The sequence below is a fragment of the Pyruvatibacter mobilis genome, assembly GCF_012848855.1.
Lineage (GTDB): Bacteria > Pseudomonadota > Alphaproteobacteria > CGMCC-115125 > CGMCC-115125 > Pyruvatibacter > Pyruvatibacter mobilis.
Genome location: NZ_CP051630.1, coordinates 2,314,010 through 2,338,619, shown reverse-complemented (window position 1 = coordinate 2,338,619; position 24,610 = coordinate 2,314,010). Strand labels below are relative to the sequence as shown.

At 64.2% G+C, this 24,610-nt stretch carries 25 protein-coding genes; 19 read left to right on the top strand and 6 right to left on the bottom strand.

Annotated elements, in window-relative coordinates:
* Positions 1-5 precede the first annotated feature (5 nt).
* On the bottom strand, positions 6-728 hold the full coding sequence (locus HG718_RS10895) for a hypothetical protein (protein ID WP_205345699.1): 723 nt from the start codon (positions 726-728) through the stop codon (positions 6-8).
* 337 nt (positions 729-1,065) lie between these two features.
* Between HG718_RS10895 and HG718_RS10890 the strand changes: the two genes are divergently transcribed.
* The 6 genes from HG718_RS10890 to HG718_RS10865 all read left to right on the top strand — a co-directional run bounded on the left by HG718_RS10890 (position 1,066) and on the right by HG718_RS10865 (position 6,721).
* Entirely contained in the window at positions 1,066-1,803 is a 738-nt protein-coding gene (locus HG718_RS10890; protein WP_160588457.1) for an SDR family NAD(P)-dependent oxidoreductase, read from the top strand.
* A gap of 104 nt (positions 1,804-1,907) precedes the next feature.
* Positions 1,908-2,741 (top strand): TetR/AcrR family transcriptional regulator, encoded by an 834-nt coding sequence (locus HG718_RS10885; protein WP_170080205.1) that lies wholly within the window; start codon positions 1,908-1,910, stop codon positions 2,739-2,741.
* Positions 2,665-3,153 (top strand): SRPBCC family protein, encoded by a 489-nt coding sequence (locus HG718_RS10880; RefSeq protein WP_160588455.1) that lies wholly within the window; start codon positions 2,665-2,667, stop codon positions 3,151-3,153. Before HG718_RS10885 ends, HG718_RS10880 begins: the two co-directional genes overlap by 77 nt.
* Before the next feature lie 45 nt (positions 3,154-3,198).
* Positions 3,199-4,305 carry an Rv3169 family protein gene (locus HG718_RS10875; protein WP_160588454.1) on the top strand — a complete coding sequence of 369 codons (1,107 nt, stop codon included), beginning with the start codon at positions 3,199-3,201 and terminating at the stop codon, positions 4,303-4,305.
* Positions 4,305-5,381, top strand: a complete 1,077-nt coding sequence (locus tag HG718_RS10870; protein ID WP_160588453.1) for a phosphotransferase — start codon at positions 4,305-4,307, stop codon at positions 5,379-5,381. The genes HG718_RS10875 and HG718_RS10870 overlap by 1 nt, the downstream gene beginning before the upstream one ends.
* A gap of 116 nt (positions 5,382-5,497) precedes the next feature.
* Positions 5,498-6,721 carry an acyl-CoA dehydrogenase family protein gene (locus HG718_RS10865; protein WP_205345750.1) on the top strand — a complete coding sequence of 408 codons (1,224 nt, stop codon included), beginning with the start codon at positions 5,498-5,500 and terminating at the stop codon, positions 6,719-6,721.
* Positions 6,722-6,733: 12 nt separating this feature from the next.
* On the opposite strand, the gene HG718_RS10860 is transcribed toward HG718_RS10865, so the two are convergent.
* Complete coding sequence (locus HG718_RS10860; RefSeq protein WP_160588451.1) at positions 6,734-7,405, bottom strand: SDR family oxidoreductase; 672 nt, start codon at positions 7,403-7,405, stop codon at positions 6,734-6,736.
* A gap of 200 nt (positions 7,406-7,605) precedes the next feature.
* Between HG718_RS10860 and HG718_RS10855 the strand changes: the two genes are divergently transcribed.
* Genes HG718_RS10855 through HG718_RS10845 form a run of 3 tightly spaced genes read left to right on the top strand, consistent with a single transcriptional unit; the run spans position 7,606 to position 10,177 of the window.
* On the top strand, positions 7,606-9,018 hold the full coding sequence (locus tag HG718_RS10855; RefSeq protein WP_160588450.1) for a cytochrome ubiquinol oxidase subunit I: 1,413 nt from the start codon (positions 7,606-7,608) through the stop codon (positions 9,016-9,018).
* An 11-nt stretch (positions 9,019-9,029) separates the two neighbouring features.
* Positions 9,030-10,031 (top strand): cytochrome d ubiquinol oxidase subunit II, encoded by a 1,002-nt coding sequence (cydB, locus tag HG718_RS10850; protein WP_160588449.1) that lies wholly within the window; start codon positions 9,030-9,032, stop codon positions 10,029-10,031.
* Positions 10,031-10,177 (top strand): DUF2474 domain-containing protein, encoded by a 147-nt coding sequence (locus HG718_RS10845; protein WP_160588448.1) that lies wholly within the window; start codon positions 10,031-10,033, stop codon positions 10,175-10,177. Before cydB ends, HG718_RS10845 begins: the two co-directional genes overlap by 1 nt.
* A gap of 26 nt (positions 10,178-10,203) precedes the next feature.
* Here HG718_RS10845 and HG718_RS10840 read toward each other — a convergent pair whose 3' ends face one another.
* Positions 10,204-11,148 carry an AraC family transcriptional regulator gene (locus HG718_RS10840; protein WP_160588447.1) on the bottom strand — a complete coding sequence of 315 codons (945 nt, stop codon included), beginning with the start codon at positions 11,146-11,148 and terminating at the stop codon, positions 10,204-10,206.
* Positions 11,149-11,289: 141 nt separating this feature from the next.
* Positions 11,290-11,697, bottom strand: a complete 408-nt coding sequence (locus HG718_RS10835) for an MAPEG family protein (protein WP_027839260.1) — start codon at positions 11,695-11,697, stop codon at positions 11,290-11,292.
* 203 nt (positions 11,698-11,900) lie between these two features.
* Between HG718_RS10835 and HG718_RS10830 the strand changes: the two genes are divergently transcribed.
* Genes HG718_RS10830 through HG718_RS10820 form a run of 3 tightly spaced genes read left to right on the top strand, consistent with a single transcriptional unit; the run spans position 11,901 to position 13,584 of the window.
* The gene (locus HG718_RS10830; protein WP_027839259.1) at positions 11,901-12,611 is read left to right on the top strand and encodes a helix-turn-helix transcriptional regulator; all 711 of its coding nucleotides are present in this window, start codon (positions 11,901-11,903) and stop codon (positions 12,609-12,611) included.
* Between the two features lie 54 nt (positions 12,612-12,665).
* Positions 12,666-13,361, top strand: coding sequence for an acyl-homoserine-lactone synthase (locus HG718_RS10825; protein ID WP_027839258.1), 696 nt, complete (start codon positions 12,666-12,668; stop codon positions 13,359-13,361).
* Positions 13,348-13,584: a hypothetical protein gene (locus HG718_RS10820; protein WP_027839257.1), complete on the top strand. Its 237-nt coding sequence runs from the start codon at positions 13,348-13,350 to the stop codon at positions 13,582-13,584. The genes HG718_RS10825 and HG718_RS10820 overlap by 14 nt, the downstream gene beginning before the upstream one ends.
* Before the next feature lie 2 nt (positions 13,585-13,586).
* On the opposite strand, the gene HG718_RS10815 is transcribed toward HG718_RS10820, so the two are convergent.
* Positions 13,587-13,922, bottom strand: coding sequence for a helix-turn-helix domain-containing protein (locus HG718_RS10815; protein ID WP_027839256.1), 336 nt, complete (start codon positions 13,920-13,922; stop codon positions 13,587-13,589).
* Positions 13,923-14,051: 129 nt separating this feature from the next.
* Positions 14,052-15,086: a dihydroorotase gene (pyrC, locus tag HG718_RS10810; protein WP_160588446.1), complete on the bottom strand. Its 1,035-nt coding sequence runs from the start codon at positions 15,084-15,086 to the stop codon at positions 14,052-14,054.
* 186 nt (positions 15,087-15,272) lie between these two features.
* Between pyrC and HG718_RS10805 the strand changes: the two genes are divergently transcribed.
* The 7 genes from HG718_RS10805 to HG718_RS10775 all read left to right on the top strand — a co-directional run bounded on the left by HG718_RS10805 (position 15,273) and on the right by HG718_RS10775 (position 24,590).
* Positions 15,273-16,781 (top strand): flavin-containing monooxygenase, encoded by a 1,509-nt coding sequence (locus tag HG718_RS10805; protein ID WP_160588445.1) that lies wholly within the window; start codon positions 15,273-15,275, stop codon positions 16,779-16,781.
* Between the two features lie 250 nt (positions 16,782-17,031).
* Positions 17,032-17,964 carry an alpha/beta fold hydrolase gene (locus HG718_RS10800; RefSeq protein ID WP_160588444.1) on the top strand — a complete coding sequence of 311 codons (933 nt, stop codon included), beginning with the start codon at positions 17,032-17,034 and terminating at the stop codon, positions 17,962-17,964.
* Entirely contained in the window at positions 17,961-19,337 is a 1,377-nt protein-coding gene (locus HG718_RS10795; protein ID WP_160588443.1) for an MFS transporter, read from the top strand. The genes HG718_RS10800 and HG718_RS10795 overlap by 4 nt, the downstream gene beginning before the upstream one ends.
* Positions 19,338-19,459: 122 nt before the next feature.
* The gene (ppsA, locus tag HG718_RS10790) at positions 19,460-21,916 is read left to right on the top strand and encodes a phosphoenolpyruvate synthase (RefSeq protein ID WP_205345698.1); all 2,457 of its coding nucleotides are present in this window, start codon (positions 19,460-19,462) and stop codon (positions 21,914-21,916) included.
* Positions 21,913-22,914, top strand: a complete 1,002-nt coding sequence (locus HG718_RS10785) for a hydroxyacid dehydrogenase (RefSeq protein ID WP_160588442.1) — start codon at positions 21,913-21,915, stop codon at positions 22,912-22,914. Before ppsA ends, HG718_RS10785 begins: the two co-directional genes overlap by 4 nt.
* 196 nt (positions 22,915-23,110) lie before the next feature.
* Entirely contained in the window at positions 23,111-24,112 is a 1,002-nt protein-coding gene (locus tag HG718_RS10780; RefSeq protein ID WP_160588441.1) for an SPFH domain-containing protein, read from the top strand.
* A gap of 13 nt (positions 24,113-24,125) precedes the next feature.
* A complete protein-coding gene (locus tag HG718_RS10775) occupies positions 24,126-24,590 on the top strand; it encodes an NfeD family protein (protein WP_160588440.1) in 465 nt (154 codons plus the stop codon).
* Positions 24,591-24,610 lie beyond the last annotated feature (20 nt).

Here is a 24,610-nt window from a genome sequence, read left to right as displayed (position 1 = left end):
CGTCCCTAAAGTGTGCCCATCTGCTGCCGGCGCTGGAGCTCGGAAAGATTGAGCTCGACAGTGACGGCACCAATCGCCTGCGACCCGGTCTCGTCCGCGATCGCCATGTTGACCTGGATGCGCCAGATGCCCATCTCGTCGTCGAATTCCGGCTCATCCACGAACACCGCATCCGGACCCGCCGGATAAGTCTTCTGGAACTTCGCCTCATCACCCTGCCAGTAGTCGGAGGTAATGTTGCTCTGGCCGACATTCAGGCCGTTGGCATCCATCACGAACATCTCCGTATACAGACCGACATTATGGGCCTGCACGCGCGTGAGATAGGACGACAGCGGGTTGGTCAGCGTGGCGGAGATCAGCGGCTGGTCGTCGGACTTGCGTTCCGCGCGCCACTTGTCGTCCAGCTCGATGATCCGGCTTTCCGTCATGCCCGCATATTTGCGGTTCTGGTTGACGATCGACGCGCGCACGATCTCCGTGTTGATGAAGTCGCGCAGGCTGGCGATCACGTCCGGCGTCACGTCCTGCACCGTCGGCGGCAGGGGAGCTGCCGGCTCAACGGCCGCCAGTTCGAGTTCCAGGGCCTCATCTCCCTCGGCCAGTTCCCCATCTGTCAGGGCGGCGGGGTCGGTGGCGGCTTCCTGGGCAATGGCAGGCGGCATGGCAAGGGCAGCGCCGGCTGCGAAGAGCCCGGGCACGAGCCAGGAATGAATACGGTCGGTCATTGCAGTCACCTTCAGCTGGGCCTGTGGCGGTCACAAAGCTGCGGGCACGCGATTCCAGATCGATCCGTCGTGGTAAAGCGCCCCCGCCTTGCTGTTCACTATCGGGCCGGAGCCTCAAGAATTGTTTAAATTCCCGGAAGATTGATGTGACGTCGAACAAACAACCATGGGTAGAGAGTCCCGTTTCCGCTGCGCAAATTTCGTCAGGCCCCGGTCATTTTCACCACCTGTTCTGCGTGTGCCCTCTTCGCCGTTGACAGCGCAGACGCGGTGCCGGATCAAAAAAGTGACAGCAACAAAGTGAATGCCCGCCACTGAGCGGGCAGGGGAGGATGCAATGAGCGACCTGGATTTCAGCGGCAAGACGGTGCTGGTGGTCGGCGGATCAAGCGGCATCGGCAATGGCATCGCCCATGCCTTCCGGGACCGGGGCGCCGAGGTGCATGTGTGGGGCACCCGCCCCAGCGCCGCCGATTATGCGGGCGAGGAGGGCTCTGATCTCGACGGTCTGCACTATGCCTGCATGGACATGACCGATTTCGATGCGCTCGACGCCTATGTGCCGCCCTTCGCCTCGCTTGATGTACTGGTCCTGTGCCAGGGCACGGTCCAGTACGGCCGCAAGGAGTTTGAGCGCGACGGCTGGAACCACGTGATGGATGTGAACATCAATTCGGTGATGCACGCCTCCACCAAGTTCCATCCGCTGCTGGCCAGGAGCAAGGGTTCGCTCATCATTGTCAGCTCCATCGTTGCTTTCGGCACCGCCATTGGCAATCCGGCCTATGCGGCGTCCAAGACCGGCGCCGTCGGCCTGTGCCGCACCCTCGGCGCGGCCTGGGCGGGAGAAGGCATCCGCGTCAACGGCATCGCGCCGGGTCTTGTGGATACCAAGCTCACCAAGGTGACGACGGAAAACGAAAAGCGCCGCGAGGGCGCGCTGCGCGCCATTCCCGCCCGCCGCATGGGCACGCCGGAAGACATGGCCGGTGCCGCCCTGTTCCTCGCGTCCCCCCTTGCCGCCTATGTCAACGGCCAGACCCTTGCCGTCGATGGCGGCATGAGCCTCGGCTAGAGCCCTCGGCACTTACGCATCTTCACCGCCCGGCCCCGCCGCGCCCTGCGCCAGCGGGGGGCGGGTGATTGACGGCGATCATTTACCAGCGTTAAATGATCGCCATGCCGATGCCGACCCTGTCAGATCAAGAGCTTGTGGAAACCCGCCGCGACTACGCGGCGGCAGCACTGGCGCTGTATCGCGAGGGCGGTGTGCGCGCCGTCACCATGCGCGCGGTGGCTGATCGCCTGTCGGTCAGCCACACGCTGGTCTACCGCTATTTCAGCAGCAAGAGCGGCCTGCTCGCCTCAGCCCGCGCCCTGTGCTTCGACGCCCTGCGTGAGACGATCTGCGACGCCGTCACCGCCACAAGAGGCAATGCGGAAGCAAAGCTCGTCGCCCTCATTCAGGCTGACGTCGCCTGGACCCTGTCCAACCTCGCCGATTACCGCCTGATGTTCATGGTGGAGCATGACCCGGTCGCCACGGCCCCGGATTTCGATGCCGCCCGCCAGCGCCTGGGCGAAACCTGCATCGAGGTCATCTCCGCCTATCTGGCAGAGGCGGGCCGGGACGATGACCCCGCCATGCTGTGCAATCTCGGCTGGGCCGGTATCCACGGTGTCGTCATGCTGGAGGATGCAGGCCACCTGACCGGTGAAGCCTCGGCGGAATGCATGCTGCAGCCCATGCTGCAAAGCGTCTACCGCATGAAGATCCCGTTGAAGCCCGTCTTCGCGCGCGTCAGCGCTGCATCCGGGCAAGACATTTCAAAAAATCAGTCCACGGACAACAAGACCGCCCGCGCAACACCGGCGAGAACCGGTCAGGCGAAAGCCACAAAGGCAAACGGGGCGGCAACAGGCAGGAGAAAACAGGATGGCCCAAAAGCTCAAGGAGCACCGCCCCGTCGGCGAGGAATTTCTGGCAGGCGCCGCAGCGCCGCTGACCTATGATCTGAACGTGCCCGCCCGCGCGGTCTGGGCCGCCATGGTGGATGGTCCCGCCTGGAGCGAGTGGCTGCCCATCAGCCGCGTCACCTGGACGAGCCCGCAGCCCTTCGGCATCGGCACCACCCGCACCGTCGAGATCGACCGCATGGAAGTGCAGGAGACCTTCTTCGCCTGGGACGAGGGCCGCCGCATGGCCTTCCGCTTCGACCGCTCCTCCTTCCCCGTGCGCGCCGCGGTGGAAGATTACCGGGTCATCGACCGGGGCGAGCACTGCACCTTCGAGTGGCGCGGCCGGGTCGATGGCGTCTTTCCCATCGGCTGGCTGCTCGGCACCCAGCTGCGCAAGGGCATCCGCAAGGGCCTGCCCAAGCTCGAACGCCTGATCCGCGACAACCCACAGCGCTTCGGCCTCTAGGCCCCAGCGCCACGCCTGCATAAAAACACGACAGGGAGATCCACCATGCTCACCGGAGCAGACGAGTATCCGTTTCACCAGACACCGGAGCCGATGGCGTTCGCCGGCACGGACCGCAATTTCTATGACCGCTATTTCTTCAACGGCTACACCGCCGATGGCTCCATCTTCTTCGCCATCGCCTTCGGCCTCTACCCGCAGCTCGACATCATGGATGCCTCGGTCAGCGTGGTGAAGGATGGCGTCCAGCATGTGCTGCGCGCCTCCCGCCACATGAAGCACGACCGCGCCGTGCTTGAGGTCGGGCCGATTGCCCTTGAGATCATCAAGCCGCTCGAACAGGTGCGCATCACCATTGCCGAGAACGACGGCAGCATTTCCGGTGACGTCACCTTCCACGTCCGCCACGCCCCCATCGAGGAACCCCGCTTCATCAAGCGCCTCGGCTCGCGCGCCTTCATGGATTACACCCGCCTCACCCAGAATGTCGGCTGGTCCGGTCATCTCACGGTGGCAGGCGAGCGCCTCGAGCTGTCGCCGGACAGCTGGTGGGGCACCCGCGACCGCAGCTGGGGCATCCGCCCGGTTGGCGCGCCGGACAGCCAGCCACCGGCCGACGGCAACTTCACCCAGTTCTTCTGGGTCTGGTCGCCCGCCAATTTCCAGAACCACGTCGTCTTCGCCCACACCAATGATGATGAATATGGCCGCCCGTGGAACCGCAGCGCGGTGATCGAAGGCATCGGCGGTGAACGGCACCATTACGAAGACGTCGAGTTCGATATCACCTTCGCCCCCGGCACCCGCCGCATCAATGCGCTGACCGTGCACCTGAAAGGCGAGGGCGGCGACGCGCAGCTGCGGTATGAGATCAAGAGCCGCTTCTTCATGTCCGGCCTCGGCTACACCCACCCGGTCTGGGGCCATGGGCGTGATCTCGGCGAGCTGAAAGTGGAGCACGAGCAATTCGCCTCCACCGACGCAGACGAAGGAAACCCCCTGTGGATGCACCAGCAGGGCCTGTCATCGGTCGAACTCGATATCGGCGGCACCACCGTCAAGGGTGCGGGCATCGTCGAGCAATTGCTGCTCGGCCGCCACGACGCAACGGGTCTCGGCGACCTGCTGGCACCGCCGGCGGAGGGCAAGTGATGACCCTCGATATCCGCGACTGGCGCAAGATCGATGCGCCCTGGCTCAGCGCGGCACTCGCCCGCCGCGGCATTGACGCCAAGGTGAAGGACTTCACCACCAGGCCGGTCGGCACCGGTCAGATCGGGGACTGCGTCCGCTTTACGCTGACCTATGACAGTGCCCCGGCTGATGCACCCACCACGCTTGTCGGCAAGTTTCCAGCGGATGGCGAAGCGAGCCGCGCCACCGGCGTTGCCCTGTGGAACTACTATCGCGAGGTGAAGTTCTACAACGAGCTCCAGGCCACAGCCCGCATCGCCACGCCCACCTGCTACTTTGCCGACGTGAACGAGGAAAGCCACGACTTCGTCCTCATCATGGGCGATCTGTCGCCCGCCGAGCAGGGGGACCAGCTGGCCGGCGTCACGCTCGATCAGGCAAAACTCGTCGCCGCGGAATCTGCCAAGCTCAACGCCGCCTATTGGAACGACGACAGCCTCAACGAGCGCCCCTGGGTAATGGAAACGGAAAACGCGCCGCAATCCGTGCCGCCGGAGATGTTCCCCGTGGTGTGGGATCAGTTCGTCGAGCGCTATGGCGACCGTGTCAGCGACGCTGCCCGCCATATCGGCAAGCATCTCAGCACCAGCATGGAAGCCTATGGCGAGCTGCGCCATGGCGGTCCGCGCGCCCTCATCCACGCGGATTTCCGCCCCGACAACATGATGTTCGCCAGCGACAAGGGCGGCGCCCCCATCACCGTGGTGGACTGGCAGTGCTTCGCCTACGGCCCACCCGCCGCCGACCTCGGCTACTTCGTCGCCGGCGCGCTGACAGCGGAAGAACGCCGCACCCATGGCGACGGGATCATCTCTCTCTACAAGGCCGAGCTGGCCCGGCAGGGCGTCGCTGACTATGCCGACGACATGCTTCAGAAGCACTATGTCATCGGCGCCTATCAGCTGTTCCTCACCGCCTATTTCGCCGCCGTCATGGTCACCCAGACCGAGCGCGGCGATAACATGTTCTTCCGTATGCTGAATGGCGGCGTGGACCTGATAACGGATCATCGTGCCGAAGACTGGCTGGCCTGAGCCCGCAGGGCGCGAGCTTTTGGCACTGCCTTACGCCGCACGATTGACGGCGGCCCGGCGATTGAGACAAATGGGGGTGAAACACCTCTCCCCATCCTCCAAATGACGGGCCGCCCATCATGTACAGCTACAGCGCCAAATCCCTCGAATTGCAGGACCGCCTGCGCGCCTTCATGGACGCGCATGTCTATCCCAACGAGCATGCCTACGCGCAGGCGCTGGCGGAGGCAGATAACCGTTTCGCCCCCGTGCCGCTGATGGACGAATTGAAGACCAGGGCCCGCGCCGAAGGCCTGTGGAACCTCTTCGTGCCGCCGGACTTCGCCCAATATTCAGACCATGGCGGCATCAGCAATTTCGATTACGCCCCGCTGGCCGAGATCATGGGCCGCGTCATCTGGGCACCGGAGGTCTTCAACTGCAACGCGCCGGATACCGGCAACATGGAAGTCTTTATGAAATACGCCACGCCGGCGCAGCAGGAGCAGTGGCTCAAACCGCTGCTCGCCGGTGAGATCCGCTCGTCCTACGCGATGACCGAGCCGGACGTGGCGTCGAGCGACGCCACCAACATCCAGTTCTCGATCCGAAAGGAAGGGGATGAGTGGGTTCTCAACGGGCGCAAATGGTTCATCACCAACGCCATGTATGAGCGCACCAAGATCTTCATCGTCATGGGCAAGTCCGACCCGGACAACGCCAACCGCCACAAGCAGCAGACCCAGGTGCTGGTGCCCAAGGACACCCCGGGCATCACCCTCATCCGTCCGCTGACGACGCTGGGCTATGACGATGCCCCCCTCGGCCACGCGGAGATCGTCTTCGACGATGTCCGTGTGCCGCTCGACAATGTGCTGCTGGGGGAGGGGCGCGGCTTCGAGATCGCCCAGGGCCGCCTCGGCCCGGGCCGGATGCATCATTGCATGCGCCTCATCGGGGCAGGCCAGCGCGCGCTGGAGCTTGCCTGCAAGCGCGTCCTCAACCGCCAGACCTTCGGCCGCCCCCTCGCCAAGCATCAATCGGTGCGCGAAGAGATCGCCAAGTCATTTTCCGAGATCGAGATGGCGCGCCTGCTGGTGCACCGCACCGCCCAGTCCATGGACGAGAAGGGTGCCCAGGAGAGTCGCGACCTCATCGCCGCCACCAAGACCCAGGTGCCCATCATGATCCAGACGGTCATCGACCGCTGCATGCAGATGCACGGCGCCGGCGGCCTCACCGAGGATTATCCGATGGCGGAGCACTACAATTACGCCCGCTGGTGCCGCCAGGCAGACGGCCCCGATCAGGTCCACCTGATGACCCTCGGCAAGATGGTGATTGAGCGCTACGGCATGTAAGGCGAGGGGGCATTACCCTTTTGAAGTGCGCCCCAGCTTTGCCGGGTCCTCGAAGGCATCCGCCAGCGCGTCCGACACGAGCTTCGGGCCGCTGATGATCTCAAACGTCGCGCCCACCGAGCCCGGCGTCTCCAGCACGCATGCCAGCGTGCTGGCCACGTCGGCGCGCGGAATGCTGCCGCCGTCGTCAGCCAGATGGGTGCCCAGCTCGATATGGTCCTGCGGCTGCTCATTGGTGAGCGTGCCCGGCCGCACGATGGTGAAATCAAGCCCGCTGTCCTGCATGTGCAGGTCTGCGGCATGTTTGGCGCGCAGATAGGGGCGGATTTTCTCCGGCCCTTCCTCGGGCCGGTCCGCATAGACCGAGCTCAGCAGAATGACGCGGGGAATACCGGCCGCCTTGGTGGCGTCGATCAGGCGGATTGCCCCGTCCCGGTCCACGTCCTCAACGGCCTTGCCGCCTGACCCGGCAACGAAAATCACAGCGTCCCGGCCTTCAAGCGCCGGCGCGAAATCCTCCGGGCAGGTCAGGTCCAGCTTCACCGCCTTGGCGTTGCGCGCATTGACGGCGGAAAATTGCTCCGGCGTACGCACCCCGCCCGCCACGTCGTGCCCGTTCAGCACCAGCCGGTCGAGCAGCAATTGTCCAATGGCGCCATTGGCGCCGGCCACGAGAATACGCATGGCAACCTCCATCTGATGGTGATGCATTCAAGGGGTAAGCCGCCTGAGCCCTTATTGTTCCGCGCCAGCCCCTCTGCGGTCGAAGCGCACATGTGACATCCCGCGGCCTCGCGCCCGATAGCCCGCCGGTTGTATGTGATCACGACAGATGGTGAGATCATCACCAGACGCTGATCCGTCAGAACCGGAGGCCGGCCCCTATGCCCGAGTTCCTGGACGCCCTCACACTGGCGCGGGCACAGTTTGCCTTCACCGTGTCCTTCCACATCATCTTCCCGGCTTTTTCCATCGGGCTCGCCAGCTACCTGCTGGTGCTCGAAGCCCTGTGGCTGCGCACCGGCGATGACAGCTATCTGCGCCTGTTTAAATACTGGATGAAGATCTTCGCCGTCGCCTTCGGTATGGGCGTGGTCTCGGGCATCGTCATGTCCTACCAGTTCGGCACCAACTGGAGTGTCTTCTCCGACAAGGCCGGTCCGGTCATCGGCCCGCTCATGGCCTATGAGGTGCTTACCGCCTTCTTTCTTGAAGCGGGCTTCCTCGGCGTCATGCTGTTCGGCATGGGCCGGGTCTCGAAAAGCCTGCATCTGGTCGCCACGGCCATGGTGGCCTTCGGCACACTCCTGTCAGCCACCTGGATCCTGTCGGTCAATTCCTGGATGCAGACGCCCACCGGCTACGCCATCAACGAGGTAGGCCAGTTCGTGCCGGTGGATTGGCTGGCCATCGTCTTCAACCCGTCCTTCCTCTACCGGCTGGTGCACATGGTGCTCGCCGCCTATCTCACCACGGCTTTCGTGGTGGGGGCGGTGGGGGCGCTGCACCTGCTGCGCGACCGCACCAACCGTGACGCGCGCCGCATGTTCTCCATGGCCATGTGGATGGCCGCCATCGTCGCCCCAATCCAGATCGTCGCCGGCGACTTCCACGGCCTCAACACACTCGAGCACCAGCCGGTCAAGGTCGCCGCCATGGAAGGCCATTGGGAGCGCCAGACCGGCGCCCCGCTCATTCTCTTCGCCCTGCCCGACGAGGTGGCGGAGGAAAACCGCTACGAGATCGGCATCCCAGGCCTGTCGGCCCTCATCCTCACCCATGCATGGGACGGCGAGACCCCCGGCCTCAAGGATGTGCCGAAGGACGATCGGCCTCCCGTCGCCATTGTCTTCTGGAGCTTCCGCATCATGGTCGCCATCGGCATGCTGATGGCATTGGTCGGCGCGGTCAGCCTCTATCTGCGCTGGCGCGGCACGCTCTATGACGCGCGCCTGTTCCAGCGCCTGGCGCTGCTCATGGGCCCGGCCGGGTTCATCGCCGTGCTCGCAGGCTGGGTCACCACCGAGGTGGGCCGCCAGCCCTACACGGTCTATGGCCTGCTCCGCACGGCTGAAAGCGTTGCCCCCATCGATGCGCCCGCGGTTGCCGCCTCGCTGCTGGCCTTCATCGTCGTCTACTTCCTGCTCTTCGGGGCGGGGACGCTTTACATCCTCAAGATGATGAACCGCGCCCCGGCGGATGCAGGCGGCGAGGGGCCCGACAAGGGCAAGCCCCAGCGCGCCGCGGGCACAACGCCCGCTGCCGCCCTGCGGCCCGATGCCATTCCGGCGGATTAGGGAGCCAGCACATGCTCGACTTGCCACTCATCTGGGCCGGCCTTCTGGCACTCGCCATCTTCATCTACATCATCCTCGATGGCTTCGACCTCGGCATCGGCCTCCTGTTTCCCTTTCTCGCCAGGGGCGATGAACGCAGCCTCGCCATGAACACCGTCGCCCCCGTCTGGGACGGCAACGAGACATGGCTGGTGCTCGGCGGCGGCGGACTGTTCGCAGCCTTCCCCCTGGCCTATGCGGTGGTCATGCCTGCGCTTTATGCGCCCTTCATCGTCATGATCCTGGCGCTTGTCTTCCGCGGCGTCGCCTTCGAGTTCCGCTGGCGTGATCCCGGCCACGAGAAATACTGGGACCTTTCCTTCCACACGGGGTCCCTGCTTGCCACCTTCATGCAGGGCATCGTGCTCGGCACCTTCGTGCAGGGCATCGAGGTCGAGGGCCGTGCCTATGCTGGCGGCTGGTGGGATTGGCTCACCCCCTTCACGCTCACCTGCGGCGTTGCCCTGTGCGCGGGCTACGTGCTGCTCGGCGCCACATGGCTGATCCTCAAGACGGATGGTCCCCTGCGCGACAAGGCCTATGGCTTTGCCCGCACCGCCGGTCTCGCCACCCTCGTCTTTGTCGCCGTGGTGAGCCTGTGGACGCCCTTCCTGTCGCCGGAGATCGCCGCGCGCTGGTTCTCCTTCCCGCAGGTCATGCTGGTGCTGCCGGTGCCCACACTCACGGCCATGGCAGCCGGGCTTCTGGCCTGGGGCCTGCTCACCCGCCGCGACCGGGTGCCGTTCCCGGCGGCCATCAGCCTGTTCGGCCTGTGTTTCGCGGGCCTTGGTATCGGGCTCGCGCCCTATATCGTGCCGCGCGCCATCACCATTCACGAGGCCGCCGCGCCGGATGCGAGCCTCGCCTTCATGCTGGTCGGCGCGGTTATCCTGCTGCCGCTCATCCTGGGCTACACGGCCTATTCCTATTGGGTGTTCCGCGGCAAGATCGACCCCGAGGCGGGCTATCACTGATGCCTGCCCGCAGGGAAACCCCACCCGGCAGACCCGTCGAGCGCACCGGCTGGCGTGAAATCGGATGGTTCGTCCTGCTGTGGATGGCAGGCGTCGCCACCATCTCGATCGTCGGCCTGCTGATCAAATGGGTGATCGGCACCTGACGGGAAGGGCGGACTGCCCCCGCCGGCTAGTGCTGCTGGGCGGGCAGGTGGGTGCGGCGGTATTCGCCAGGCGACACGCCGAAGCGCTTCTTGAAGGCGCGCGCAAAGGCCGCTTCTGATTCATAGCCGCACTGATAGGCGATCACCCGCACGGGCGACCCCGTCTCGCGCAGCAATTTGGTTGCCTTCCGCAGGCGCCAGTCGGTCAGATATTCAAGCGGCGCAAGCCCCATCAATTGCTGGAACCGACCGGCAAAGGCCGTGCGCGACATGCCGGCCTCGGCTGCCAGCGACGCCACCGTCCAGCGGTCCTCCGGCCGGTGATGCATCACTTCCAGCGCCCGTGCCAGGCGCGGATCCCTGAGCGCGCTCACCGGCGTCGAGCCTTCAGGCGCATGTTCAAGATATTGCCGCAGCACCTGGATCAGCAGGATTTCCGAAATCCGCTGCACCAGCGCGTCACGCCCCGGCCGGTCGCCGTCGATTTCCTTGGAGAGGAACAGCAGCCCCTCATCCAGCCATTCCACATCGCCGATCAGGGTGCGCCGCAGGACGATCGCCGGCGGCAGCTGCCGAAGCAGCGGATTGAGGATTTCGTCGGCATATTCAAAGTGTCCGCAGATCAGCGCCGTCGGCGCCTGCGTTTCCGGCCCGCCATAGACAAGGCAGCCGTCGCCTTCATATTTCGCTTCCTCCACCAGCCGGTCCAGCGCGGTGGGCTTGCGGTCCGGCGTGTCGGAAAGGGTGTGCGCGCGGCCGAGCGGCACCACCACAAGGTCGCCCTGTTCCAGGCATTGCGGATCACTTTCCCCGTCCACGCGCACCCAGCACTGGCCCTTGGAGACATAGTGAAACCGCGCCACATGGTTGAACGACGGCACCGTCACACCCCAGGGCGCGGTAAAGGCCGTGCGAAAATACAGGCTGCTCTTCACCTTGGTGACGGAGAGAATTTCGCTGAGATTATCCATGTATCACCTGTCCGCGCCCGGATGAGTAATGGGCGCCCCCGCGCATGCGGATGGTGCGCGAATAAGTCTTAAGTATCGTGAAGACCGCCGGGAGGCAGGCCAGCAGCCGCGCCTCCCGGCAATCCGTGAACGGCATCGGTGTCAGATGGCCTGCGCGGCGATCCCCAGCACGGCTGCCCACGACACGAGATAAACCGGCGTACGCAGACCCGGAATAGCAAGCGTGTACACGACCGCGTGAGCAATGCGTGCGAAGAAGAACACCTGCGCCAGCGCGCCGATGGTGGCGTAAGCGGACGCATCGGCAATGAAGCCGGCACCCACCACGACGGCGATGAAGGCGGGCATGGTCTCGACCATGTTCAGATGCGCCCGCTGGGCACGCTGCGCCCACAGCGGCGGCTCGGGTTCCTGCGCCGGGTAGTTCTCCGGGTAATTGTGCAGAAAGGTCGGCAGGCCCCAGACGAAGACGCGGGCCAGGATGTACGGGGTCCAGAGCAGGATGGTCAGTGCACCGCTGAGGACGAGATAGAGATATGCCTGTTCCATGGAAAACCTCCAGATTGTCAGGACAGGTGGTTCGGTTCGACCCCGCCTATCTAGGAAAGTTTGCCGATCGTCCCCATCGCTCAGGCACCGGACTTCTGTGCAGATCGTCCGCCATCCCTAATTCCTTTGACCTCATGCGGTTATTGACTTGAACGCTGTCTCATCGGACCCTTTGGCACCGGCAACAAGGTTAAGGACTGTTCATGTTTGCAGACTACCTTGACGACCTGAGCGCCGCCGCCGAGACCGGCGGTGAGATCGCGACATGGGCCAGGTCGATCGAAGAACTGGGCTTCGACAAGCATATGTACGGCGTCCGCGCCCGCGATGCGGACCGGGTGAACGAACACCTGGTGGAAAGCTCGAGCTACGATGATGACTGGCTGGAAGCCTATTATGGCGGCCTGCACAGCCATGATCCTGTGGTTGCACACTCGACGGTGCACAACCTCCCCTTCATCTGGTCCGATTGCCCGGTCGAAACCCGCGCCCAGAAACGCTTCATGGGGGAGGCGGGAGACGCGGGCATGCGCTACGGCATCAGCGCCCCGCTGATCACCGGCGGCGGCTATGAAGGCGCCGTCTCGGTCGCCTGCGAAAACAAGCCGGACACGGATGAACACGTGATGGCGGTCTACGCCATGACCAGCGCCATGCATGTCCTGCGCGTGCGCAACTGGTCACGCGATACATTGAAAGCCTTCAAGCTCACCAAGCGCGAGCGCGAGGTCATGCGCTGGATTGCTGCCGGCAAGGATGACTGGACCATCAGCTGCATCCTCGGCATCAGCGAAAGCGGCGTGCACTTCCACAAGAAGAACATCTTCCGCAAATTGCAGCTCACCAGCCGCGTCGAAGTGGCCTCTGTCGCCCACAAGACGGGAATTGCCGAGGGAAACTACCGGTTCTGGTAGCTCCCTGATGCGCCCCTGTTGACCATAGTCAGGCTCCAACTGCGGAGCCTGACTATGATTTACGAGTTTGCCTTGGCGCGTCCCTGCGCCGCCCCCTATCCCCACGAACAGATCCACGCCTCCATGCACCGGCTGCGTCATGCGCTGTACCGGCAGGGCGCGAAGTGGACCCTGCCCGAGCTCGACAACATGGAGTTCGACGAATTCGACACACTTGCCGCCCGTTACCTGGTCGGCATCGACGATACCGGCCAGGTGCGTGCCCAGAGCCGCATGATCACCTGCGACCGCCCCTACATGCTGGCCAGCCTGTGGCCGGAGCTTGCCCAGGCCGTGCCCCTGCCGCGCTCGGCGCGTGACGCGGAAGGCTCGCGCACCGGCGTTGATGTCTCCCTGCCGGTCGCTGATTACCGCCGCTGGTTCGCCATGCTGCTGATCGCCAATGTCGAATGGGCGGTCAGCCATGGCATCGAGCGGCTGAGCTTCGTCACCTATCAGCGCGTCGCGGAGAAGTCGCTGGAAGGCGCAGGCCTCGACGTCACCTATTACGGCCCCACCATGTCCTTCCCGGACGGGCGTTTCATCGCGGGCTATTTCCCGGTGTCCGAAAGCCTGGCCGCCAGCCTGCGCGACCTCAACCGCATCGACGGCCAGGTCTTCGTGCCGCTGCCCGATCAGGCACCCGCCGACACACGCCGCCCCGCCATTGCAGCCGCTACCGGAAAGGAGAAGCGCGATGCCGTCGCCTGACCTCCCCCAATCCTTCGACTTCGACGAAGACCCGGACAATGTGTGGCCCAAATCAGCCACCGAAGCCGCCGAGCAGATGCGCGACGTGCTTGCCCTGTTCATCCGCATTTCGGAGGAGTTCGACATGGCAACCACAGCCGAGATGCTGCGTCACACCATTGATACGGCGCGGCAGGATGCCGAAGCGAAGAACGGCACCCCTTTGCCGCGCTGGCACGCCTGAGATCAGGCGGCGGGGAACAGGATGATCTCCGCCTGCCGCTCTCCCGGCTTCCAGCGGCTGAACCGCGGAATGAGGTCGCGCCGCAGCGCCTCGGCCACGGCGAACAGATTGGTCCGCGCGTCCAGCTTCAGACGCGCGGACCGCATCTGCCGGCGGATTGTGTTTTCGGAAATGCCGCGGATCTCGGCGAGGTCCTGATAACGCGCCAGATTGCAGTGGCATAGCAGCGTCAGGTTCCACACCTCCGCAGCACTCAGCAGGCCCGGCGGCTGCCGGCGCGTCCACAGCACGGCCTGTGACAGAAAGGCTTTGGCTTCCGCTTGCCTGAAAGGGTTCATGGTGCTCGGGCCTGCAAATGACAAACGATCAGGTTCGTCACGCATTGTCTGCCAACAGACCGCGTCCCGGAACTATCAAGGCCAATAGGTGTGTCTCCCGGCGCGGGATTAGTCCGCCGCCAGTAAGGACTAGTCCATCAGCCGCCAGGTCAGCGTCTCGCCTGCATGAAACGGCACGATGCGGATATCCGCGTCTTCCATCACGTCAGGCACCGCGTGCCCCGTCCGCTCAAGGGTGATCATGCCTTCATTCAGCGGCAGCTTGTAAAAGCGCGGGCCGAATTCCGACGCGAAGCCTTCAAGCCTGTCGAGCGCGCCCATCTCCTCGAAGGTCTGCGCATAGCTTTCAATCGCCACCGGCGCGCTGAAAATGCCCGCACACCCGCACGAGCTTTCCTTGTCGTGTTTCTGGTGCGGCGCCGTATCGGTGCCGAGGAAGAATTTCGGATTGCCCGACACCGCCGCCTTGCGCAGCGCTTCCCGATGCAGCCGTCGCTTGGCCACCGGCAGGCAATAGGCATGCGGCCGCATCCCGCCGTCGAACATGGCATTGCGGTCGATACGCAAATGATGCGCCGTAATCGTCGCGGCGATATTCTCGCTGCCCGCTTCCACGAACTGGACGGAGTCCTCGGTGGTGATGTGCTCCAGCACGATCCGCAGCTCCGGGAAGTCCTTCATTACAGGGCCGAGCGTCGTTTCGAGGAACACCTTCTCCCGGTCGAAGATGTCGATGTCCGGCGACACGACTTCCCCGTGGATCAAAAGCGGCATGCCGATCGCCTGCATGCGCTCGAACACATGGGCGAGCTTGAACACATCTGTCACGCCGGCGGCTGAGTTGGTGGTCGCATTCGCCGGGTACAGCTTGCAGGCTGTGAACACACCTGCCTCGAAGCCCGCCGCAATCTCGTCCGGCGAAATATCGTCCGTGAGATAGGCGGTCATCAGCGGCGTGAAGCCATGGTGCGGCCGCACCGCGGCACGGATGCGGTCCCGATAGGCCCGGGCGGCGGCAACCGTCGTCACCGGCGGCGACAGGTTGGGCATCACAATGGCGCGGGCGAACTGCCGGGCGGTGAAATCAGCGGCAAATTCAAGCATTGCGCCGTCGCGCAGATGCACATGCCAGTCGTCGGGGCGGCGGAGTGTCAGCGTGTCCATGGGGCAAACGCCTACCAGCCCCGCGCATCCCCGACAAGCCGCCGGAAACAAGGCAGCCATGCTTGATTCAGGTCATTTGACAATTTGTCATTATCAGTCAGGGTGAGCGTCAGAACGGCGCCCGGCACCCCAAAAAGCCGCAGCGTCCGCATAGGTAAAAACCATATCCAGAAGAGGGAACAGATCATGCCCGATACAGCCACACTGGACAAAACCACAGCCACATCCGGCGCCGCTGAACATTTCGACGTGCTGATCGTCGGCGCTGGCATTTCCGGCGTCGGGGCGGCGTATCACCTGCAGGACCAGATGCCCGGCACCAGCTTTGTCGTGCTCGATGCCATGGAGGATTTCGGCGGCACCTGGTGGATGCACCGCTATCCCGGCATCCGGTCGGACAGCGACCTTTATACCTTCGGCTACCGTTTCAAGCCGTGGACCGGCAAGCCCATCGCCACGGCGGAAGAGATTCGCACCTATATGGGCGAAGTGATCGAGGAGAACGATCTCGCCCGCCACATCCGCTACAAGCACCGCATCCTGTCAGCGGAATGGTCCGATGAGACCAAGCTGTGGACCATCCACGCCACCCGCACCGACACCAACGAAGACCTCGTCTTCACCTGCGGCTTCCTGTGGATGTGCCAGGGCTATTACCGCCACTCGGAAGGCTACACGCCCGAATGGCCGGACATGGACAAGTTCAAGGGCGATATCATCCACCCGCAGACCTGGCCGGAAGACTACGACTACAAGGGCAAGAAGGTGATTGTCATCGGCTCCGGCGCCACCACCGCCACCATTGTCCCGGCCATGGCGCCTGACTGCGAGCACATCACCGTGCTGCAGCGCTCGCCCACCTATTTCGTGCCCGGCCGCAATGAAAACGAAGTGGCTGACTTCCTCCGTATGCTGGAGATCGATGAGAGCTGGATCCACGAGATCACCCGCCGCTCGGTGCTCTTCATGCAGGGCGAACTGACCCGCCGCTCCGCCGAGGAACCGGACGTGGTGGCCAAGGAACTGATCGGCAACGTCAAGGAACTGCTGCCGGAAGGCTATGACGTCGACAAGCACTTCACCCCGAAATACCGCCCCTGGCGCCAGCGCGTCGCCTTCGTGCCGGACGGCGATCTCTTCGCCGGCATCAAGTCCGGTAAGGCGTCCATGGTCACCGACGAGATCGACCGCTTCACCGAAAAGGGCATCCTCACCAAGTCCGGCGAGGAACTGGAAGCCGACCTCATCATCACCGCCACGGGGTTCAATCTCTGCTCCATGGGCGACATCGCCTTCTCCGTGAACGGCAAGCCGGTCGATTTCCACGACACGGTCACCTATCGCGGCATGATGTTCACCAGCGTGCCCAACATGGCGTGGATCTTCGGCTACTTCCGCGCCAGCTGGACCCTGCGCGTGGACATGGTGGGCGACTTCATCTGCCGCCTGCTCAAACACATGCAGCAGAAGGGCGCAAAGAAAGTGTCTGTCGCCCTGCGCGAGGAAGACAAGGACATGCCGATCCTCGACTGGATCGACCCGGAAGACTTCAACCCCGGCTACATCATGCGCAACATGCACCTGCTGCCCAAGCGCGGCACCAAGCGCGACTGGCAGCACACCCAGGACTACTGGGCGGAGCAGAAGGAATTCCCGCTGATCGATCTGGACGACGAGGCTTTCGTCTACGAATAAGCCAGCGATCAGCCGCAAGGCCATTGACCGGAACGGGAAGGGCGGTGCCAGCGCGGCACCGCCCTTTTCATTTCACGCCCCGGGGCCCTATCCGCGGCTTCCACGAACGTGGTAATCAAGGTGACGGGCCGTCATCCAGTTGGCGGCCCTCTCTTTGGCCGGGTCCCGGCCGCGCCATTGCTCCTCCCGTCCGGAGAAGCCCCGCGCACCGGCCCGGACGGCTCTCCCCACACAAACCCCGTATAGTTCCATGCCGCACGACCCGACCCATCACCTGTTTCAGGGCACAGATGCCTGCGTCTCTTACTGGGAGTGGGGTAGCCCCGACGGCCAGCCAATCCTGCTGATCCACGCAACCGGCTTTCACGCCCGCGTCTGGGACGAGACGGTGGCCCGCCTGCCGCAGCATCACCGCATCATCGCGGTGGACATGCGCGGCCATGGCCAAAGCGAGAAGAAGGGCCTGCTGCTCGACTGGTCGATCCCGCCAAAGGACATCGGAGAGCTCGTCACGCATCTCGGCCTCACAAACGCGATCGGCGTCGGCCATTCCATGGGCGCCCATTGTCTTTCCCAGGTGGCGCTGGCCCATCCCGGCATGTTCGAACGCCTGCTGCTGATCGACCCGGTGATGATGGACCCCGCCCGCTATTCACCCGACGGCAAGGCCGATCCGGGCGACCCGGCGGTCCATCCCGTCGCCCGCCGCCGTAATGCGTGGACCGGCTGGCAGGAAATGTATGACCGCTTCAAGGACCGCCACCCCTATTCCCTGTGGAAGCCTGAGGCGCTGGAAGACTATTGCCGCCACGGCATCCGCCCGGCCGAGGAGGGGGAGGGCTATCAGCTCGCCTGCCCGCCGGTCATGGAGGCCTCCGTCTATCTTGGCAGCATCAATGGCTGCCTCTACGGCACTCTCAAGCCCATCGATGCGCCTGTCACCATCCTGCGCGCCAGGGGGCGTGCGCCGGGCGAGGAAGAGGTGATGGATTTCTCTTTGTCGCCCACATGGGACCGGCTGCACGAGGAATTCTCCAATGCCCGCGACGTGTCCCTGCCGTCCCTCAGCCATTTCATTCCCATGCAGGCCCCGGCACTGACAGCGCATTTCATCCAGCATCCGGAAGCCACGGCGGACGAGGCTCTCAAGGCGCAGGAGGCGGATGACACCGTCAGCGCATGAGCGACACGATCCACATCCCGCCGGCCTTTGACCCGGCCCAGGCCCGCAAGGTGCTGTGGGCGGGCATGATCGGCATGATCGCCACCGGCTTTCCCTTCACCATCGTCACGGTGGCGCTCAACCTCATCGCCGAGGAAATGCATGTGAGCGAGGCCTTCGCCGCCTGGACGGTGTCGGCCCCCATGCTGGTGTCCGCCGCCGCCTTGCCGGTCATCGGCAAGCTGGGTGATCTGTTCGGCCACAGGCGCGTCTATATCTACGGCGTGCTCGGCTCTACCATTTTCGCGGGTCTCTGCATCGTCGCCTGGGATATCTGGTCCCTCATTGCCTTCCGCATCCTCGCCATGGTGCTGGCGGGCTGCACAGGCCCGGCCGCCATGGCGATCCTGTTCCATGTCTATCCGCCGGAACACCGCACCCAGGCCATCAGCTGGTGGTCCATGGGCGGGCCCGGGGCAGCCGCCCTCGGCCTCATTCTCGGCGGCCCCTTCGTTGAGCTGTTCGGCTGGCGCTCGGTCTTCGTCCTTCAGGCCGCCACAGGCTTCGGCGCGGTCTTCCTTGCGTGGAAAGTCCTGCCGGAAACCGAAAAGCAGCCCGCGCGGTTTGATCACGTGGGCAACATCATCCTGCTCATCGCGCTGTCCTGCCTGCTCTTTGTCATCGGGGCCTTCGCCGAACCGGGCGTGCCCAACTGGCTGCTGATTTCAACCGGCATCGCGGGCTTTATCGGCCTCGCCATTTTCTTCCTCTACGAAGCCACCATCACCGATCCCATGGTGCCGCCGACGCTGCTGCTGCAGCGGAACTTCAACGCGCCCGTCTCCTCCAATTTCTTCCTGCAGATGTCCTATCTCGGCGCGCTGATGGCCACGCCCCTGGTGCTGATGGATTTCTTCGGCTACGGCGTCACCATCGCCTCTGTCCTCATGCTCACCCGCACCTTCAGTCTCACCGTCGCGTCTCCCTTCGGCGGCGTCGTTGCAACCCACTATGGCGAGCGCTTCGGAACGGTCTCAGGCGCGCTCCTGCAGGGCGCGGGCGTGCTGCTGGTGGCCTTCGGGGTCTATATGGTCAGCGTGCCGATCCTGCTGCTGGGGCTTGTGCTCCAGGGCGTCGGCCACGGCATCGCCATGCCGCCCCTCGCCTCCATCATCGCCACCGCCGTGCCGCCCACCCAGTTCGGCATGGCGTCGGGCATGAGCCGGCTGGTGGCGCAGATCGGCTCGTCCTTCGGCCTGTCGCTCTTCGGCGTGCTCCTCACCATCCCGCGTGATGTCCTGGAGCTGCACATGATCTTCGTGATCGGCGGCGTGCTGGCGCTGGTGGGCGTCATCCCCGCCACGCTCATCTCGATGAAACACCGCAAGGTATAATCCCGCACGTCCTCCTTGAGACAGATCAAAAAACGGCCAGTCCACTGGCCGTGTCACGGCCCTGACATCTAACTTTGGTGCCCTGAGACCATCCCGCAGCCAGCCTGCCTCAGGAGCCGCACATGCCCGCACCCAAGCGCGCCGCCAAAAAAGCCGATACCCCTCTGCCCGAAGGGGACATGATCCTCTGGCTCGAGGATGCCCGCGTGGAGGATGTCCCTCGCGTCGGCGGTAAGAACGCGTCCCTGGGCGAGATGATCGCCAATCTCTCCGCCATGGGCGTGGACGTCCCCGGCGGCTTCGCCACCACGGCGGATGCCTATCGCCGCTTCGTCGCCGAAAACGGCCTCGACGCGATCATCCGTGAGCAGACGGATGCGCTCGCGAAAGGCGATTCCGACCTGGCAGATGTCGGCAAGACCATCCGCAAGGCCTTCCTCAAGGCAAAGATGCCGGCAGCCCTCGCAAAGCTCATTGCCGACGCCTATCGGGACCTTGGCGCCCGCGAAGGCAAGCGCACGCCGGATGTCGCTGTCCGCTCCTCCGCCACGGCGGAAGATCTGCCGGAGGCAAGCTTCGCCGGCCAGCAGGAGAGCTATCTCAACATCCGTGGCCGCGACGCGCTCATCGACCATGTGCGCAAGTGTTACGCATCCCTGTTCACCGACCGCGCCATCACCTACCGCAACAATAACGGCTTCGACCATCTCCAGGTGGCTCTGTCCGTCGGCGTGCAGCGCATGGTGCGGTCCGACCGCGGGGCCGCGGGCGTTATGTTCTCCATCGACACCGAGACCGGCTTTCCGGACGTGGTGCTCATCACCGGTGCCTGGGGCCTGGGTGAAGCGGTGGTGCAGGGCATCGCTGATCCGGACGAATACATGGTCTTCAAGCCGCTGATGGACGATGAGACCCTGTCGCCCATCGTCGAGCGTACCCTGGGCACCAAGGAAAAAAAGCTCGTCTATGCCGAGGGCGGCACCAAGCCAACCAAATGGCTGCGCACCAAGGCGGACGAACGCGCCCGGTTCACCCTTACCAATGACGAGGTGCTGACGCTCGCCCGCTGGGCCGTCACCATCGAGCAGCACTACGGCCGCCCCATGGACATCGAATGGGCCAAGGACGGCAAGACCGGCGAATTGGCCATCGTCCAGGCGCGGCCCGAGACCGTCCAGTCCCGCGCCGAGGCGACCGACCTCAAGACCTTCAGCATCACCAACAAGGGCAGGCAGCTCACCACGGGCCTCGCCGTCGGTGCAGGGGCTGCCACCGGCAAGGTCATCAATCTTGCCTCACCCCACGACATCGACAAGTTTGAGGATGGCGCGGTGCTGGTCACCACCATCACTGATCCGGACTGGGTGCCCATCATGAAGCGCGCTGCCGCCATCGTGACCGACCATGGCGGCCGCACCAGCCACGCCGCCATCGTCAGCCGCGAGCTTGGCCTGCCCGCCATCGTCGGCACCCATGACGCCACCAAGGTGCTGAAGACCGGCACTGACGTGACCGTCTCCTGCGCCGAGGGCGATGAGGGCCGCATCTATGAGGGCATCGCCGACGTTAAGGCCGAGGCCCTCAGCCTTGAGGACCTGCCGGAGACGAAAACCCGGGTGATGCTCAACATGGCAACCCCGTCCGCCGCCCTGCGCTGGTGGCGCCTGCCGGCAGACGGCATCGGCCTTGCCCGCATGGAATTCATCATCAACAACATCATCAAGATCCATCCGCTGGCCCTCACCCGCTTCGACGAGGTGAAGGACAAGCAGGCCCGCAGGCAAATCGAGAAGATGACCCAGGGCTATGCCGACAAGTCCCGCTATTTTGTGGACACGCTGGCCTATGGCGTCGCCCGCCTCGCGGCGTCGCAATATCCCAACCCCGTCATCGTCCGCATGAGCGACTTCAAGACCAACGAATACGCCGAGCTGATCGGCGGCCGCCAGTTCGAGCCCCATGAGGAAAACCCGATGATCGGCTGGCGCGGTGCGAGCCGTTACTATGCGGATGACTACAAGGACGGTTTCGCCCTTGAATGCGAGGCGCTGGCGAAGGTCCGCAAACAGATGGGCTTCACCAATGTCGTGGTGATGATCCCCTTCTGCCGCACGCTGGAAGAAGCGGACCAGACGCTCGACACCATGGCCGCCCATGGCCTCGTGCGCGGCGACGACGGGCTTGATGTCTATGTCATGTGTGAAGTGCCCTCCAACGTCATCCTAGCGGATGAGTTCTCCGAGCGCTTTGACGGCTTCTCCATCGGCTCCAACGACTTGACCCAGCTCACCCTTGGCGTCGACCGGGATTCAAGCCTGCTGGCCCATCTCTTCGACGAGGAAAACCCGGCCGTGAAGCGGATGATCGAAAGCGTCATCGGCACCGCCCATAAGCATCACCGCAAGGTGGGTCTGTGCGGGCAGGGACCCAGCGACAAGCCCAGCTTCGCCCGCTTCCTGGTCGAGTGCGACATTGATTCCATGTCCGTCACGCCGGACAGTTTCATCCGCACCAAGCACGCGGTCGCCGAAGCCGAGGCCGCCCTTGAAACCTCGCAGGATCAGGCGGCCGCCGAATGAAGATCGTCATCTTCGAAACCGAGGAATGGGAGTGGGAGCCGCTCCAGTCGCTCGCCGGGCCCCATGAGCTTGTCTTCGTGCCCGAGCGCCTGAAGGCCGAGAACGCCGCGACATACGCGGATGCGGACATCATCTCCCCCTTCGTCTATTCGCGCGTTGACGCGGACGCCCTTGCGGCCATGCCCAACCTCAAGCTCATCGCCACACGGTCCACCGGCTTCGACCATATCGACACTTCAGTTTGCAAGCAGCGCGGCATCGCGGTGGCCACCGTCCCCACCTATGGCGAAAATACCGTGGCCGAGCATGTCTTCGCCCTGCTGCTGGCGGTCTCCCACAAGATGGTGGAAGCGACCGACCGCACCCGGCGCGGTGATTTCAGCCAGCAGGGTCTTCAGGGCTTCGACCTGATGGGCAAGACCATCGGTATTGTCGGTACCGGCCATATCGGCCTGTGCACCATCCGCATCGCCAAGGGGTTCGGCATGCATGTCATCGCTCATGACGCCGTGCCCGACGAAGATGCTGCCGGCAGCATGGGCTTCGTCTATGTGGAGATAGATGAGCTCCTCGCCCGCGCTGACGTGGTCAGCCTTCACGTTCCCGGTGGTCCGGATACGGACGGCATGATTGATGACGCGGCCTTCGGCAAGATGAAAGACGGCGCCGTCCTCATCAACACCGCCCGCGGCAACCTCGTCGATGTGAACGCGCTCCTTAAGGCGCTCGCCACCGGCAAGCTTGCTGGCGCCGGCCTGGACGTACTGCCGGAGGAACCCACCATCCGCGAGGAGGCCGAACTTCTCCGCTCGGTCTATATGCGCCGCCACAATCTCGAAACCCTGCTGGCGGATCATGTCCTTCTGCACCTGCGAAACGTGGTCATCACCCCCCATTCGGCCTTCAACACCCGCGAGGCCATGCAGCGCATCCTGGTCACCACCCGCGCCAATATTGATGCGTTCCTTGAAGGAAAAGCACTCAATCTGGTCGCCTGACGCACCCCCGGTGACAGAAAATGACCCGGCCGCCGAAATCGGTTGTCCCGCACCCGATTTTGCTGGCCCGTCATATTGATACTCCCCATATGCAGTATGCTGATCAGCATGTTCCCGCCCGCGCGATTCTTCTCAAACGCGCGCCCACAATATTTCCGGCCCTGATGCCCATCACAGGTCTGGACTGGAGGAAATCATGCTCAGTGCATCTTTGTTTTTCGGATTGGTCCTGCTCGTCCTCGCAGCCGTGCTTGTCTACAACTCCGTCAAGATCGTGCCCCAGGGCTTCGAATACACGGTCGAGCGTTTCGGCCGCTACACGCGCACCCTGACACCCGGCCTCTGGCTGCTGGTGCCGGTGATGGACCGTGTCGGCCTCAAGATGAACATGATGGAGCAGGTGATCGACATTCCGTCCCAGGACATCATCACCCGCGACAATGCCCAGGTAACTGCCGACGCCGTCGCCTTCATCCAGGTGATGGATGCCGCCAGCGCCGCCTATGAGGTGGCCAATCTCGATCGCGCCATCTCCAACCTTGCCCTCACCAATGTGCGTACCGTGCTCGGCTCGATGGATCTCGACGAGATCCTCTCCAATCGCGACGCCATCAATGAGCGCCTCCTGCGCGTCATCGACCTTGCCACCAATCCCTGGGGCGTGAAGGTCACCCGCGTGGAGATCAAGGACCTCACCCCGCCGCACGACATCACCGAGGCCATGGCCAAGCAGATGAAGGCCGAGCGTGAGAAGCGCGCGGAGATCCTCGCCGCCGAGGGCGACAAGTCCGCCGCCATCCTGCGCGCCGAAGGTGAGAAGCAGTCCGCCATCCTCGAGGCCGAGGGTCGCCGCGAGGCCGCCTTCCGCGACGCCGAGGCCCGTGAGCGTGAAGCCGAAGCCGAGGCCAAGGCCACTGAAATGGTGAGCGAGGCCATCGCCAAGGGCGACGTGCAGGCGGTCAACTACTTCGTAGCCCAGAGCTATGTGGAAGCCTTCGGCAAGCTCGCCGAAGCCAAGCACCAGAAGACCGTCATCATCCCGGCCGAGACCGCGGGCCTTGTCGGCCTCCTGTCCGGCATCACTGAGCTCAAGGGCATGGCCGGCCCCGGCACTGGAGGGGGCACGTCGGGCCCCGGCGGCAGCACTGGCGGCAGCACGTCCATGGCCGGCACCAGCGTGCCCAAGAGCAACGGCTAGGGGAGGGCGATAGATGGAACCCTTCGTGACACTGATCGACAGCATTCCCTTCTGGGGCTGGTTCGTGCTCGCCATCGCGCTCATCGCGGCGGAAGTGGTGCTGCCCACCACCCACATGCTGTGGCCCGCCGCGGGCGCCGTGGTCACCGGCATGCTGGTCCTGGTGCTGGGCGATCCCTTCCCCGCCTGGCAGGTTGCGGCCTTCGCGGTCTTCACCGTCATCGCGGCGATGATCGGCCCGCGCTACCTCAAGAGCACCTATGCCGCAAGCGAGCACCCGGAGCTCAACAAGCGCGGTGCCCGCGCCACCGGCCAGACGGCCACCGTCGTTGAAGCCTTCACCGGCGGTCGCGGCAAGGTCCGCCTGGGCGATACCCAGTGGCTGGCCCGGAGCGCTGACGGCAGTGACCTCGCCGCCGGCGCCCGTGTCGAAGTGGTGGAAAGTCGCGGCACCGAACTGGTGGTAAAGCCCGCCTGACCTCGCGCAAACCGCCCGGC